This is a genomic window from Pseudomonas paraveronii (assembly GCF_963681955.1).
Lineage (GTDB): Bacteria > Pseudomonadota > Gammaproteobacteria > Pseudomonadales > Pseudomonadaceae > Aquipseudomonas > Aquipseudomonas paraveronii.
The window spans coordinates 649,215-663,687 of the sequence record NZ_OY817130.1 but is presented as its reverse complement, the minus strand read 5'-3'; the positions used below and the strand labels follow the sequence as shown (position 1 = coordinate 663,687).

At 61.7% G+C, this 14,473-nt stretch carries 15 protein-coding genes; 8 read left to right on the top strand and 7 right to left on the bottom strand.

Features of this window, described 5'->3' with window-relative positions:
• Nucleotides 1–105: 105 nt before the first annotated feature.
• Entirely contained in the window at nt 106–996 is an 891-nt protein-coding gene (locus tag U5A08_RS02845; RefSeq protein ID WP_321850189.1) for an esterase/lipase family protein, read from the bottom strand.
• Nucleotides 997–1,172: 176 nt separating this feature from the next.
• Here U5A08_RS02845 and U5A08_RS02840 point away from each other — a divergent pair, with 176 nt between their 5' ends.
• Nucleotides 1,173–1,703 (top strand): ferritin-like domain-containing protein, encoded by a 531-nt coding sequence (locus U5A08_RS02840; RefSeq protein ID WP_321850187.1) that lies wholly within the window; start codon nt 1,173–1,175, stop codon nt 1,701–1,703.
• A 144-nt stretch (nt 1,704–1,847) separates the two neighbouring features.
• Here the strand turns inward: U5A08_RS02840 and U5A08_RS02835 are convergent, their stop codons facing one another.
• Nucleotides 1,848–3,917, bottom strand: a complete 2,070-nt coding sequence (locus U5A08_RS02835) for an AsmA family protein (protein ID WP_253393164.1) — start codon at nt 3,915–3,917, stop codon at nt 1,848–1,850.
• A gap of 358 nt (nt 3,918–4,275) precedes the next feature.
• Between U5A08_RS02835 and U5A08_RS02830 the strand changes: the two genes are divergently transcribed.
• Nucleotides 4,276–4,647: a hypothetical protein gene (locus U5A08_RS02830; protein WP_321850185.1), complete on the top strand. Its 372-nt coding sequence runs from the start codon at nt 4,276–4,278 to the stop codon at nt 4,645–4,647.
• A gap of 161 nt (nt 4,648–4,808) precedes the next feature.
• Complete coding sequence (locus U5A08_RS02825; RefSeq protein ID WP_253393162.1) at nt 4,809–5,441, top strand: TetR family transcriptional regulator; 633 nt, start codon at nt 4,809–4,811, stop codon at nt 5,439–5,441.
• A gap of 4 nt (nt 5,442–5,445) precedes the next feature.
• On the opposite strand, the gene U5A08_RS02820 is transcribed toward U5A08_RS02825, so the two are convergent.
• A complete protein-coding gene (locus U5A08_RS02820) occupies nt 5,446–5,952 on the bottom strand; it encodes a C40 family peptidase (protein WP_253400330.1) in 507 nt (168 codons plus the stop codon).
• A gap of 339 nt (nt 5,953–6,291) precedes the next feature.
• Here U5A08_RS02820 and ureE point away from each other — a divergent pair, with 339 nt between their 5' ends.
• The 5 genes from ureE (at nt 6,292) to U5A08_RS02795 (ending at nt 9,975) form a co-directional block, all read left to right on the top strand.
• The gene (gene ureE / locus U5A08_RS02815; RefSeq protein ID WP_253393161.1) at nt 6,292–6,792 is read left to right on the top strand and encodes an urease accessory protein UreE; all 501 of its coding nucleotides are present in this window, start codon (nt 6,292–6,294) and stop codon (nt 6,790–6,792) included.
• The gene (locus tag U5A08_RS02810) at nt 6,789–7,463 is read left to right on the top strand and encodes an urease accessory protein UreF (protein WP_253393160.1); all 675 of its coding nucleotides are present in this window, start codon (nt 6,789–6,791) and stop codon (nt 7,461–7,463) included. Before ureE ends, U5A08_RS02810 begins: the two co-directional genes overlap by 4 nt.
• Nucleotides 7,464–7,472: 9 nt before the next feature.
• Nucleotides 7,473–8,087 carry an urease accessory protein UreG gene (gene ureG / locus U5A08_RS02805; protein WP_017849719.1) on the top strand — a complete coding sequence of 205 codons (615 nt, stop codon included), beginning with the start codon at nt 7,473–7,475 and terminating at the stop codon, nt 8,085–8,087.
• A gap of 22 nt (nt 8,088–8,109) precedes the next feature.
• Nucleotides 8,110–8,682: a HupE/UreJ family protein gene (locus U5A08_RS02800; RefSeq protein ID WP_321850179.1), complete on the top strand. Its 573-nt coding sequence runs from the start codon at nt 8,110–8,112 to the stop codon at nt 8,680–8,682.
• Between the two features lie 171 nt (nt 8,683–8,853).
• Complete coding sequence (locus U5A08_RS02795) at nt 8,854–9,975, top strand: AGE family epimerase/isomerase (RefSeq protein WP_321850177.1); 1,122 nt, start codon at nt 8,854–8,856, stop codon at nt 9,973–9,975.
• A 141-nt stretch (nt 9,976–10,116) separates the two neighbouring features.
• On the opposite strand, the gene U5A08_RS02790 is transcribed toward U5A08_RS02795, so the two are convergent.
• From U5A08_RS02790 to livM, 4 genes are all read right to left on the bottom strand, one after another.
• Nucleotides 10,117–10,881 carry an SDR family oxidoreductase gene (locus U5A08_RS02790; RefSeq protein WP_321850175.1) on the bottom strand — a complete coding sequence of 255 codons (765 nt, stop codon included), beginning with the start codon at nt 10,879–10,881 and terminating at the stop codon, nt 10,117–10,119.
• Nucleotides 10,882–11,608: 727 nt separating this feature from the next.
• Nucleotides 11,609–12,325 (bottom strand): ABC transporter ATP-binding protein, encoded by a 717-nt coding sequence (locus U5A08_RS02785; RefSeq protein WP_253393157.1) that lies wholly within the window; start codon nt 12,323–12,325, stop codon nt 11,609–11,611.
• Nucleotides 12,322–13,197 (bottom strand): ABC transporter ATP-binding protein, encoded by an 876-nt coding sequence (locus U5A08_RS02780; RefSeq protein WP_253393156.1) that lies wholly within the window; start codon nt 13,195–13,197, stop codon nt 12,322–12,324. Before U5A08_RS02780 ends, U5A08_RS02785 begins: the two co-directional genes overlap by 4 nt.
• Nucleotides 13,194–14,471 (bottom strand): high-affinity branched-chain amino acid ABC transporter permease LivM, encoded by a 1,278-nt coding sequence (livM, locus tag U5A08_RS02775; protein ID WP_017849725.1) that lies wholly within the window; start codon nt 14,469–14,471, stop codon nt 13,194–13,196. The genes U5A08_RS02780 and livM overlap by 4 nt, the downstream gene beginning before the upstream one ends.
• Nucleotides 14,472–14,473 lie beyond the last annotated feature (2 nt).

The window sequence follows — 14,473 nt, the reverse complement described above, 5'->3', positions numbered from 1 at the left end:
CTATCGGGGGCAAGCCCCCTCCCACAGTTGACCGAGGCGCCAGGGCGAACGCGGTCCAATGTGGGAGGGGGCTTGCCCCCGATGAACGATAACGCGGTGCACCTGCTACACCCCAGCCGCCTTGAGCCGCCGCACATGCTCGACGAACAAGCGGATCGGCTCCGCCCCCTTGCCCACCAACCCCAGCGACTGGTTGACGATATCGAAATGGTCGAGGGCGTAGTCATCGCCGATCACCGTGCCCAGGTGTGAGCTGTAGCGTCCGACCATGCCATCGCACTGGCCCTTCTCGCGCACGAAGCTGCGGGCGAACAGGCGGCAACTGCGATTCGTGCCATCGAACAGGTTGCGCCCGCGATCGGTCTTACCCGGTTGCAAGGTGCCGGACCACGAGTAATAGCGCACGCCATTCACCTCTGCGGCGCCCTGCCCGCCCCACGTCTGCGGCAATCCCTGGGGATATTCACGATTAAACAACGCCACCCCCGCACTGGTCAGCGACTGGTGCGAGGCGTGCAGGTCCGCCTTGAAGCGCGGGCCACGGTAGCCGGTTTCGAGCAGGCTCATGACGGCGGCGACCAGATGAAACAGCACGCTGACGATCCGGCCTTTGACGCTGTCCATCGGGTAATGGGTATGGAAATAATCCGCCAGCTCCGAGCCGTGATTGGGCCCGGCCACCGACGTCACCGACGCGATCCAGTCCGGGCGCTTGGCGGCGGCATAACGCGCGGTGAGCGCGCCCTGGCTATGGCCGATCAGGTTGACCTTGTCGGCGCCGGTTTCGCGGCGAATCCGCTCGACCTGCACCAGCAACTGCTCACCGCGCACCTCGCTGGAATCGAGCGGCGCCACCTGCACCGCAAACACCTGCGCCCCACCCGCCCGCAGCGCCGGGACGATGCCATACCAGTAAGGAAACAACCCCAGGCGCACAAACCCCAGCATGCCCGGCACCAGTACCAAGGGGTAACGCGTGGCTAACGACTGCGACATGAAGCGAACGTCCTTGATCAAGAAAGGATGCGAGCAGGCTAACCCAATCCGGCGACGCGCTGATGACACCTGCCGGTAAATCCAATAAAACTTTTTGCGTTGCGCATGACTCACAACTTGGAGCGATCACGCCGACAGAGCGTGGCGTAAAACCGGATTAGCCCCAGGAGGTTGAGATGACTGCAGCAAACCTGACTGACGTTGCGACCCTGCGCCAACGCGCCCGCCAGAACGTCGAAAACGGCGCCGTGACCGAAGGCTACAGCGCCGACCGCGAAGAGATCATTCGCCTGCTCAACGCCTCGCTGGCCACTGAACTGGTGTGCGTGCTGCGCTACAAGCGCCACTACTTCATGGCCAGCGGCGTGAAAGCGCAGATCGCCGCGGAAGAATTCCTCGAACATGCGACCCAGGAAGGCGAACACGCCGACAAACTCGCCGAACGTATCGTGCAGTTGGGTGGCGAGCCCGAATTCAACCCGGACCTGCTGTCGAAGAACTCCCACGCGCAATACGTGGCCGGCAACACCTTGAAGGAAATGGTCTACGAAGACCTCGTCGCCGAGCGGATTGCGGTCGACAGCTATCGCGAAATCATCCAGTACATCGGTGATAAAGACCCGACCACTCGCCGCCTGTTTGAAGAAATCCTGGCTCAGGAAGAAGAGCATGCGGATGACATGGCGGATATTCTCGAAAGCCTATAAGCCGCTGCAAAAAGCGCCGAAATCCCCCTGTGGTAGCGGGCTTGCGTGCGATTGTAGAGTGTCCGTCAGCGGATAAATTGACTGACGCACGCAACGCTATCGCGAGCAAACCCGCTACCATTTTTTTCATCTCCGTCGGGTCAGTTAGCCTTTCACAGTCTTCGGCGCCTTGCCTTCCCTCATCTGCTGCAACAACGGCGCGCACTGGTTGGGCACGTCCCCGCTCGGCGCGACCAGTGCCAGCAACCCGGCGGCCGGGCCGGCGATGATCCCCAGCGCGACCATGCCGGCGCCGCGCAGTGCCAGGGGGACGGCTTTCACGCCGGCATTCGGTTTGATGAACGGACCGTTCACATACAGCGGTGAGCGCAGCGAGAACAGGCGGAAGCCTTTCGACTCCGGGGTGATGGTCAGGTCGAGCTGCTCCGAAGCCATGTTCGCCGTGCCATCGATGTAGATGATGGCGTTCTCGGTGTCGAACACAAACAAGCGTGTGGTCGCGAGCCCGGTCTTGATGCCGAAGTCCGCCGCCGCGCAGTTGATCTTCACTTCCTTGTCGCCAAACAAACGTCCGACGACGTAGTTGCCCACGTTGAGCCCGACGATTTCCATCAGGCCCCGGCTGATGGCGCCGTCGTTGATCAGCATCTTCAGGTCGCCGTTGGCCGAGCCAAGCAACGCCGCCACCGAGTTGCCGCGCCCGGCGATATCCGCATCGCCGTTGAGTTGGCCAAAGCTGGTTTTCATCGGTTCGAAGGTCGGGAACAACTGTTTGAGCTGGAAGTTGCGCGCAGTCAATTTGGCGCGGCCTTCCATTGGCGTGACGCGCCCGTTCAGGCGAATCTGCGCATCGAGCTTGCCGCCAGCCACGCCGAACCGCAGGGGTTGCAGGCTCAGTTCGCCATCCGTCAGCACCACGTGCGTGTAGAGGTCGGTGAAGGGTAAGTCGGCGCTGTGGACGATGCGTTTGCCGGTGAATTCGACGTCGGCATCCATGTCACGCCAGCGCTCGGTGCGGAACGCTTCCACCGGCAGTACTTTGGTCGCCGGCTGTTTACTCATCCCGCCACGGGCCTTTTGCTTGGCGTTGGAATCAGCGCCAATCAAGGGTGCAAGGTCGGCCATCAACAGTTGGTTGGACACCAGCGCGCCGCTGAGTTTGGGGCGTGGCTGACTGGCGACGTAGGCCAGGTTGCCGCGGATATCGCTGGCGCCGATCTTGCCGTTGAAGTTTTCGTAGCGGAACGTCGCGCCGCTGGCTTGGCGCAGTTGGGCGGTCAGGTGCCCATCGGTGGAGTAGGCCGGTGAGTCCGGCAGGGTGACACCGGTCAGCGGGTACAGGTTACCCAGGCTTGCGCCTGCGAGTTTCAAGCGCAGGTCCAGGGCGCCGAGATTGAGCGGGTCGGTCAGGGTGCCGGCCAGGGCGATGCGGGTGTCGGCGATGTTCACCTGGGCTTGCAGCGGGAACGGCTTGGCCGCGTCCTGCAAGGCGAGCAGGCCGCCGATCTTGCCGCTACCGTCGAGTTTCTGGCCGTGGTACTGGCCTTTGACCTTAAGACCGAACGCGTAGTCCTGGGGGGCCGCGCCTTTTTCCAAGACTTTTTTGGCATCGGCATCGCCGACGATTTCGCCAAACGGAATGGGTTTGCCCAGCGGGTCGATGATCACGTCCAGCTGGGTTTTGAGGGGCTGGTCGTCGAGCGTCACGTGGCCCTTGTCGAAGCCGATGGCGCCGATCTCCACCACCCAGTTGGAGGGCTCAGCGTTGGGGTCCTTGGGATCGAATGTGAATACCCAGTTGGCACGTCCATCGGCCAGGCGCTGCAACTCGGCGCTCGGCTCGGTGAGGTCGATGCGCGGGATCACCACGCGTTGCACCAGCAAGGCCAACGGCGAGATACGCAGCTCCACACGCTTGAGCGTGACCATTTGCGGTTTTTTCGACCACTCGGGGTTGCCCAGGCTCAGGTCTTCGGCGATCACATGGGGCCATGGCACCCAGGCACGCCAGCCGCCCTCGTCCAGTTCACGGCGCCACACCACCGCCAGGTTGCCATTGATGGCAAACGGGCGATGCAGCTCTTCGGAGACCTTGGCATTGAGCGGCGGTTTGATGCGGTTCCAGTCGAAGAACAGCAAAAACACCACCGCCACGACGATTGACAGAACGATGCTGGCGCAGCACCAAGCGACGATTTTACGAGTGCGCGTCATTGCACAGAACTCCTGAATACGACTGGCCGAGTCACAGCCCTTAAGACAGCTTATACAGCTAGGACTGGCAAACCACCTCGGGGTTTAACCCGATCGACGTTTTGCCAGAAAAACCACATTTTTCTGACCGACTCGACAGATTTTTTCTACGCCAGTGCACCATTGATACCCAGGTACGTGTCGAAAATACCCAGTACGGTGCAATACCGCGGGCTTGAGAGGTCCGACTTAGAGCCTCCTACGGGAACAATCAATTCCGTTGATTATTACCATTGTGTTTATGAACTTTTATATCGACTTATCGAGAGTAGCATTAGCCCCGTACCCACTTAATTGCCCTCCCAAGGAACAACCGATCATGAAACGCCAAGTACTCGCTACCGTGCTGCTGTCTGTCCTCGCTTCCAGTGCCTTTGCCCTGCCGGCCGCTGAACAAGCGATCCCACAAGTCAAAGCCGATGCCGCTCAGTTCAGCCAAACCCTCGCCCGTAGCGGGTCGCAAGAACAAGAGAACCGTGACTACGCCAAAGGTGCCGTTGCTGAAAATGGTTCGGAACAAGCCAACAAACGCGCTTACGCTGAAGGCGTGACCGAAAACGGCCGCAACCGCCTGGAAGAGAAAGGTCTGGTTGAAGGTGGTGCTGAACAAGCCAACAAGCGCGCCTACACCGAAGGTGTTGCTGAAGGTGGTGCTGACCGCCTGCAAGAACTGCATCAAGCTCAGAGCTAAGCCCGTGGTGGCCTTAAAAAAAAGCCCGATCCCTGGATCGGGCTTTTGACTTTTTGCAGAACCTGTCACGTATCCACGCAGCAATCCCCCGCCAAGTTCGACGCCAATGAAGCGGTTTTGCTAGAGTGCGTCGCTGTACTTGCCGACAAAGCCCGCCTGCCATGCTGCCCCGCGCCGAACAGAAGCAACAGACCCGCCTCGCCCTGATGGACGCAGCCCGCCATCTGATGGAGTGCGGCCGTGGGTTCGGCAGCCTGAGCCTGCGCGAAGTGGCCAAGACGGCCGGGATCGTGCCCACCGGGTTCTATCGTCACTTTGCCGACATGGACCAACTGGGCCTGGTGCTGGTCAGCGAAGTCGGCCAGACCTTCCGCGCCACGATCCGCCTGGTGCGCCACAACGAATTCGTGATGGGCGGCATTATCGATGCGTCCGTGCGGATCTTCCTGGATGTGGTCTCCGCCAATCGCTCGCAATTCCTGTTCCTGGCCCGCGAACAGTACGGTGGCTGCCTCGCCGTGCGCCAAGCCATCGGCGCCTTGCGCGAAGACATCACCCGTGACCTGGCCGCCGACCTGACCTTGATGCCCAAGCTCCAGCACCTGGATGCCGACGGCCTGCACGTGATGGCCGACCTGATCGTCAAAAGTGTGTTCGCCACCCTGCCCGACATCATCGACCCGCCCGCCCACGCGCTGCCCGCCCACCTCACGCCCCAGGCGAAAATCACCCAGCAGTTGCGCTTCATCTTCATTGGCCTCAAGCACTGGCAGGGCCTCGGCAGCACCGAGTAAGCCGTCAACCCGCCTTATGGAAACGCTTGGCGCCGGTGTAGTTCTTGTTCCAGTAGTTGTTGCCGAGCGAATCGATGCGCACGTTCTTGCCGGTGCGCGGCGAATGAATGAATTTACCTTCGCCGATATACAGCCCCACATGACTGACCTGACCGCGCCCGTTACCTTTGAAAAACACCGCATCCCCCGGCTTGAGTTCGCTGCGCTTGACGGTCGCGGCCGTTGAACGGTGCATCGCCGCCGTGGTGCGCGGGATGTGAATGTTGGCTTCGGTCTTGAACAGGTAGACCAGGAAACTACTGCAATCAAACCCTTGCTCGGCCGAGGTGCCCCCCCATTTGTACGGGGTGCCCAGCAGGGCATGAGCGCGGTCGATCACATTCGCTACTGACGACGTTGGGACACCTGGCAGCGAAGAGCCGAATGTCGATTGGGGTTTCAGGTTGGCCGAGGCCGATGAAATGACACAGGAAAGACTGAAAAGAATTAAAAAGAAAACTGACTTGAACATGATGAACATCGCTGTGGTTTTAAGACGGCGCAAATCCTAAAGAAACAGCACGTAACTTTTTGAACGCCGAATCCGGATGTCCCGTAGGAAAAATCCGAAAAACCATCAGCACGAAATAGACGAAGGAAAATTCACGCAATACGGACACAGCATCCACGCAAAACGCACCTATCCAGTGCCACACCACCTATCACGCACCAGATTGAAGCAGCCAGCAAAATGGCTGACGCCCTATTCGGTGGCATGGCTGTGCTTGCCTACAGGGAATTCCTACTCCTGCGCAGGATTGGCAAGCCCCTTGCTCTAGCACTCTTATTGCCCATAGCTGGAAGCCTTCTGATGCTGGTGATCCACCGCCGAATCGCCCCGCAAGCCCTCTGGGCCGCCGAGTTGCTGCTGAACTTCGAAGCACGCAGCAAAAGCCGCCTGCGCTGTTTCAGTGCCGACGGCGAAGACGTCGGCCTGTTCCTGGAGCGTGGCCAGCCGCCGCTGCACGATGGCGAGTTCCTACAGGCTGAAGACGGACGTGTCGTGCGTGTCTGCGCGCGCCCTGAACAATTGCTGCACGTCACCTGCCGCAACGCGTTTGAACTGACCCGCGCCGCGTATCACCTGGGCAATCGCCATGTGGCCTTGCAAGTGGGCGACGGCTGGCTGCGCCTGCTGGATGATTACGTGCTCAAGGCCATGCTTGAACAGTTGGGCGCGCAGACCGAAAGCCTCGAAGCGCCGTTCCAACCGGAACACGGGGCCTACGGCGGCGGGCACCATCATTCACGCCATGGCGATGAAGACTTCAACTACCCGCCGAAGCTGCATCAATTCGGCGTGCGTGTATGAACCCAGCCTGGGCGCTGCTGCGTCTGGCCAGTCCGCAATTGCCGATTGGCGGCTACAGCTATTCCCAGGGCCTGGAAATGGCCGTGGAGAATGGCCGCGTCAAGGACGCGGCCGGCGCCCGCCGCTGGATCAGCGACCAGTTGCTGCTCAACCTCGCCCGTTTCGAAGCTCCACTGTTACTCGCGCACTGCCGCGCCGCCGTGGCCGGCGATTGGGCGCAACTGGCGCAACGGTGCGAAGAACACCGCGCCAGTCGCGAGACCCGCGAGCTGTATCAGGAGAGCCGGCAGATGGGGTACTCCCTGCAGCAACTGCTCAACGGCCTGCCGGAACTGGACGACGCGGCTCGCGGTTTTCTCGCACAACACGCCGAGCCACATCTGGCGTTGGGCTGGGCCTTGGCCGCACGCGCCTGGGGCATCAGCCCGGATGACGCCCTCGCCGCCTGGCTGTGGAGCTGGCTGGAAAACCAACTGGCCGTGCTGATGAAAACCCTGCCGCTCGGCCAGCAAGCCGCGCAACGCCTGACCAGTGAACTGCTGCCCCTGCTGCAACACGCCCAGCAGGACGCCAGCCACATCGACCCCAACCATTTCGGCAGCGCCGCGTTCGGCCTGTCCCTGGCGTGCATGGCCCACGAGCGCCAGTACAGCCGCCTGTTCCGTTCCTAGGAGAAGCACATGAACACACAACCTTTGCGTGTCGGCATCGGCGGCCCGGTGGGCTCCGGCAAGACCGCCCTGACCCTGGCCCTGTGCCTGGCCTTGCGCGATCGCTACAACCTGGCGGTGGTCACCAACGACATCTATACCCGCGAAGACGCCGACTTCCTGGTGCGCAACCAGGCCCTGGCGCCCGAACGCATCATCGGCGTGGAAACCGGCGGCTGCCCGCACACGGCGATCCGTGAAGACGCCTCGATCAACCTGGAAGCGGTGGACCAACTCAACCGACGCTTTCCCGGCCTGGACCTGATCCTGGTCGAGTCGGGCGGCGATAACCTGTCGGCGACGTTCAGCCCGGAACTGTCGGACCTGACCATCTATGTGATCGATGTGTCGGCCGGCGACAAGCTGCCGCGCAAAGGCGGTCCGGGTATCTGCAAATCCGACCTGCTGGTGATCAACAAGATCGACCTGGCGCCCCTGGTCGGTGCCTCGCTGGAGCTGATGAACAGCGACACCCAACGCATGCGCAACGGTAAACCCTTTGTGTTCAGCAACCAGAAAACCGGCGTCGGCCTGGATGAGATCGTCGCCTTCATCGAACGCCAGGGCCTGCTGACCGCGGCCTGATCAACCCATAAGGAACCTGTCCATGCGCCTGAAAAAACTCTTCGCCGCCGCCAGCCTGCTGCTCGCCCCAGCCCTGGCCTTCGCCCACCCGGGTCACGGTGACAACGGCCTGGTGGCAGGTATCAGCCATCCATTGGGCGGTCTCGACCATTTGCTGGCCATGGTGGCGGTCGGTTTGTGGGCCGCCCAGCAAAAAGGCGCGGCACGTTGGGCGCTGCCCTGCACCTTCGTCGTCACCATGCTGCTGGGCGGCCTATTGGGCTTTGAAGGCCTGGCGTTGCCGGCGCTGGAAAGCGGGATTGCCGCTTCGGTGCTGGCTCTGGGCCTGGCCGTTGCACTGGCGGTGCGGCCGCCGTTGTTCATGGCGCTGGGGGCTACGGCGTTGTTCGCGCTGTTCCACGGCGTGGCCCATGGTTTGGAGCTGCCGGACATGTCCAGCCCTTGGGCGTATGCCGCCGGATTTGTCGGCGCGACCGCTGTGTTGCACGCGGCGGGTTATGCGGTGGTGCGCTGGCTGCCGACTGCAGCGGCGCCGTTGGTGCGGGTTGCCGGGGCGGCTTCGGCGGCGACTGGGGTTTGGTTGCTGGCTGGCTGATTTGCGGCGCGATTAAGCGCCTCATCGGGGGCAAGCCCCCTCCCACATTTGATCGGGTTTACACAGTCAAAGGTGGGAGGGGGCTTGCCCCCGATAGCGGTGGCGCAGACACCACTGATCCCAAGCCTGCTACCATGCGCGCCTACACCCCTGCCGTGACGACGCCAGCCGATGCCCATCGCTCCAAGCTCCGCCCCTCAGCCTTCCTTGAACGCCGTGCTCACGCACTTCCATGACCTGATCGTGCCGCTCTGGCAGGGCCCGGGCTGGAACGCCGAGCTGGCGCTGCCCTATGAGGCGCTGGACGCCGACCACCGGCCGTTACCACCGCAACGCTACCGCGCCATGGCCTGCGCCCGGCAGTTGTACCTGTTCGCCAGCCTGATCGGCGAACCCGGCGCAGCCTTTGCCGAAGAACGCGCCGCCGCGTTGTTCCGCTCGCTGCAACGGCATTTCCACGACGCCGAGCACGGCGGCTGGTTCTACAGCATCGACCCCGCCGGCCAGCCGCTGGACAAGCGCAAGGATCTCTACACCCACGCCTTCATCATCTTCGCCTGCGCCCATTACTGGGCCAAAGTACGCGAACCGCTGGTGGAGTCGGTGCTGAATGCCGCGCTGGCAGTGGTCGCCCAACGCTTCGCCAGCGGCGATGGCCTGTACGAGGCGGTGCTGGAGCGTAACTGGTCGTCGCTCAAGTCCGGCCCATTGCAAAACCCGTTGATGCACCTGGCTGAAGGCTTCCTCGCCACCCTGGCGGTGCGTGAAGACGCCGACGTGCAAAGCGCATTACTGGCCTTGGCGACGGCCATGCAGCAGCGTTTCATCGAGCGCCAGCATGGCGTGATGATGGAAAAACCGCTGGGCGCTGTGGATAACTGGTTTGAGCCGGGGCACCAGTTCGAATGGTTCTTCTTGCTCGAGTCTTCAGACGTGCTGCGCGGCACACCGCTGCATGCTTCGCTGACGCGGGCTTTTGCCTATGCCGAGCAAAAGGGTGTGGATAACCAGACCGGCGCGGTCAGCGGCATGCTCGCCGTGGACGGCAGCGTGCGCGACGGCACCCAACGCATCTGGGCCCAGGCGGAATACCTGCGCGCATTGACCTTGCGCGCGGGCAGCGAAGCCGTGCTGCAGCGCCAGTTGCTCGCGTTGCGGCAGCGCTTCCTGCATGCCAAGGGCTGGCATGAGTGCCTGGATGCCCAGGGCAACGTGAGCCGACGGGATATGCCGTCGACCACGCCGTATCATCTGGCGACTTGTTATCAGGGGTTGGTCAAGGTTCTCGGTTGACCTTCAGGGCCTCATCGGGGGCAAGCCCCCTCCCACCTTTGAAGGTGGTTCACAGATATTGATGTGTGAACCCAAACCAATGTGGGAGGGGCGGTGCGACGATTCGACTTGCCCCCGATGCAGGCAACTCGGTCTAACGCCTTACTTGGCCCCACGCTCAATCGCAAACCCGGCCCAGGTCTGGCTCACCGGCATCAGCTCCAGGCGGTTGATGTTGACGTGCGCCGGGGTGTTGAGCACCCAGAAGATGGTGTCGGCGATGTCCTGCGGCTGGATCGGCTCGGCGCCAGCGTAGGTGGCGTCGTAGCGCGCCTGGTCGCCGCCGAAGCGCACCAGGGAGAACTCGCTTTCGCACAGGCCCGGCTCGATGTTGGTCACACGCACGCCGGTGCCTTGCAGGTCGCAGCGCAGGTTCAGCGAGAATTGCTTCACGAACGCTTTGGAGCCGCCATACACGTGGCTGCCCGGGTACGGGTAGCTGCCGGCGATGGAGCCCAGGTTGATGATCCCCGCACCGCGACCATGAGCGATCAGGCGTGGCAGCAGGAGGCTGGTGGTGGTCAGCAGGCCCTTGATGTTGGTATCGACCATGGTTTCCCAGTCGTCGAGGCTGCACTTGGGCGCAGGGTCGGTGCCCACGGCCAGGCCGGCGTTGTTGATCAGCCCACGCAGCGTGGCGAACGATGGCGGCAGGTTGGCAATCGCCGCTTCCACGCCTTGGCGGTCACGCACGTCCACCACCAGGCCGTGTACTTCGGTCTGCTTGGAAAGCTCTTCGACCAGCGCGTTCAAACGCTCGGCACGACGACCGGTGAGCACCAGTTTCCAGCCGGCTTCGGCAAACCGACGGGCGCAGGCTTCGCCGAAACCTGAGGTTGCGCCAGTAATAAACAGCGTGTTGGACATGGTGTTCTCCTTGCGGGCATCGGGGAAAAAATCAGCCAGCAGAATGCCCTTACGCCGTCGTCGCGGCAACCGCTATACACATCACGCCATGCACGCCTGATCAGTTTTTAACCAAACCACGCAAAGCCTTACACACCGTGGCCTGCAGCCATATGCGCGCAGGTTATCCACAACTGCGCCCACAGTCTTTGGGGGCAAGTGCAAAAAGCCCAAAGCCGCTGTGTACAAGGCTCTCAGCCAGTTTTATAAAGTTTTTTGCTTGACCTGGACGAGGCCGTATGTAGGCCCATGCCCGGCAGGAAAATCCGAACGATGGCTCCAGGCCAGTCATTCCGGCCTCTGCGGGAGTCTTTCCAGAGTTTAGTCACAGACTTATCCACAGGCTGGACGGACATAATCCGGTCATATACCTGTGTCTTTAAACAGGTTGACAAACCCCTCGGCAGGTCGTGAAAAAGTCGCTGATCAAAAAACAACCTCTGCGCTGCAGGCCCCGTAATCAAAGGCTTTCAGCCAGCTACTCCCACGTTACCCACAGCCGGTTCCACAGCGGATGGGGACAAGTCAAAACTGTGACAAAACAGCGATTTGCGGCGGCTATATGTCGCGCTTTGGGAGGTGGCCAAATTTGTTTTCCACAATTTGGGATCGCACTTGTGAACACCACAAAAACAAATGTGGGAGGGGGCTTGCCCCCTCCCACAGGGGGACTGCGTTGTGATTTAGGTCAGTGACCACCGAGGTAGGCGTTGCGCACTTCCTCATTCACCAGCAGCTCCTTACCGGTGCCTGTCAGGCGAATCTCGCCGTTGACCATCACATACGCCCGGTCTGACAGACGCAGCGCGTGGTTGGCGTTCTGCTCCACCAGGAAGATGGTCATCCCGGTGGCCGCCAGCTCGCGCAGGGTCGCGAAGATCTGCTTCACCACAATCGGCGCCAGGCCCAGGCTCGGTTCGTCCAGCAGCAGCAACTTGGGCCGGCTCATCAGTGCGCGGGCGATGGCGAGCATTTGCTGTTCGCCACCGGACATGGTCATCGCCCTTTGGTTACGCCGCTCCTTGAGCCGTGGGAACAGCTCGAACATGCGTTGCATGTCTTCCTGAGCGAACTTGTCGCCGATGGGGATGGTGCCCATCAGCAGGTTTTCCTCGACGGTCATGTCGGGGAACACCCGCCGCCCTTCCGGCGACTGCGCAATGCCGTTGGAGGCGATGTAGTGGGACGACTTGTGGGTGATGTCGACGCCGTTGTAGAGGATCTGCCCCGACTCCGCCCGTGGCTGGCCGAAGATCGACATCAGCAGCGTGGATTTACCCGCGCCGTTGGAGCCGATCAGGCTGACGGTTTCGCCTTCGTTGATGTGCAGCGAGACTTTCTTCAGGGCCTGGATCGGCCCGTAGAACACGTCCAGGTCCTTCATTTCGAGGATAGGCCCGTTCATACCAGCTCCTCTTCATCCGCGCCCAGGTAGGCCGCAATCACTTTCGGGTCGTTGCGGATCGCGTCCGGCCCGCCCTCGGCAATCACGTTGCCGTGGTCGAGGACCACGATGTGGTCGGAAATACTCATCACCATGCCCATGTCGTGTTCGATCAGCACCACGGTGAGGTCGTGTTCGTCGCGCAGCAGGCGAATCATCGCGCTGAGGGCTTCGGTTTCCTGAGGGTTGAGGCCCGCTGCCGGTTCGTCGAGGCAGATGATCTGCGGCCGCGTACACATGGCGCGGGCGATTTCCAGGCGGCGCTGTTGGCCGTAGGACAGCTCGCCGGCCAGGCGGTTGGCGCAGTCCACCAGGTCGACCACTTCCAGCCAGTAGAACGCGTGGTCGAGCGCGTCGCTTTCAGCCTTGCGGTAGCCCTTGGTGTTGAGGATGCCCGCGAGCATGTTGCGGTTGACCCACATGTGCTGGGCGACCAGCAGGTTTTCCAGCACCGACATTTCCTTGAACAGGCGAATGTTCTGGAAGGTCCGCGCCAGACCGGCGCGGTTCACCAGGTGGGTGCCGCCGAACATCTTGTAGTACACACGGCTGAAGAAGCTTTTCGGCGAGACGAAATCGATGGCCTCAAAGCGTTCGCCGAGCAGTTGGATCACGTTGGTCTTCTGGCCGCGCACGTTGAGTTCGATCTTGCCGCCACTGGCTTTGTAGAAGCCGGTGAGGCAGTTGAACACCGTGGTCTTGCCGGCGCCGTTAGGGCCGATCAGGGCGAAGATCGAGTTGCGTTCGACCTTGAGGCTCACATCGCTCAAGGCCTTGATGCCACCGAAGTGCATCATCAGATGTTCCACGGACAGGACGACTTCCTTGCTCATGGCGCCACTCCTTTACGTGGGGTCACACCGGTACGGCTGATCCGGATCAAGCCGCGCGGTCGCCAGATCATCATTACCACCATCAATACCCCAAACAGCAGCACGCGGTACTCAGAGAAGCTGCGCAGCAGTTCCGGCGCCACGGTCAAGACGAACGCCGCGATCACCACGCCGACCGTCGAGCCCATGCCGCCCAATACCACGATGGCCAGGATCAGCGCCGACTCGAAGAAGGTGAACGACGACGGGTTGACGAAGCCCTGGTAGCTGGCAAAGAACACCCCGGCCAGGCCAGCGGTGGAGGCGCCGATGGTGAACGCCGAGAGTTTGACCAAAACGTGGTTCAGGCCCATGGAACGGCAGGCAATTTCATCTTCGCGCAAGGCTTCCCAGGCGCGGCCGACCGGCATGCGGGTCAGGCGATGCTTGATGTACAGCACGGCCAGCACCACCAGGAACAGCACGATGTAGATGAACATGAACTTGATGTTGGGGTTGTAATCGAGGCCGAAAAACTCATGGAACGGAATCCCGCCATCCTTCGCTTTGCGCCCGAATTCCAGGCCGAGGAAGGTCGGCGAAGGCACCGGCATACCGTTTGGCCCGCCGGTGAACGACAGCCAGTTGTTCAGCACCAGGCGGATGATTTCGCCAAAACCCAGGGTCACGATTGCCAGGTAGTCGCCGTGCATGCGCAACACCGGGAAGCCGAGTATGCACCCCGCCAGCGCCGCCGCGATGGCCGCCAGCGGCAGCACCGTCCAGAAACCCAGGCCGAGGTATTGATACCCCAGCGCAAGGCCGTAGGCACCGATCGCGTAGAACGCCACGTAACCCAGGTCGAGCAAGCCGGCCAGGCCGACCACGATGTTCAGGCCCAGGCCGAGCAACACGTAGATCAGCCCGAGGATCACTACGGTGAGCAGGTACTTGTTGGCGAAGATCGGGAACACGATGGCGATCACGATCAGCGCCGGGATGATCCAGCGCAGCCGCGACTTATAGTCCGGCGCCAGCACGTGGACGCCGGAACCGCTGCTCTCGAAGCCCTGCAGAATCTTCACGCCCTTGGGCGTTTGCAGGAACAGGCTGAGGGCAAAGCGACCGGCCATCACGATGGCGACCAGGATCGCCACGCGCGCAGGTTGCAGGTTGAAGCTGTAGCCGTCGAGCACCACGCCGACGATCGGACCGAACACGATCAACGCAATCAGCCCGGCGAGGATCGTATCGACCACACTTTTTTTGATATCAATCGATTTGGCAGCAGACATGT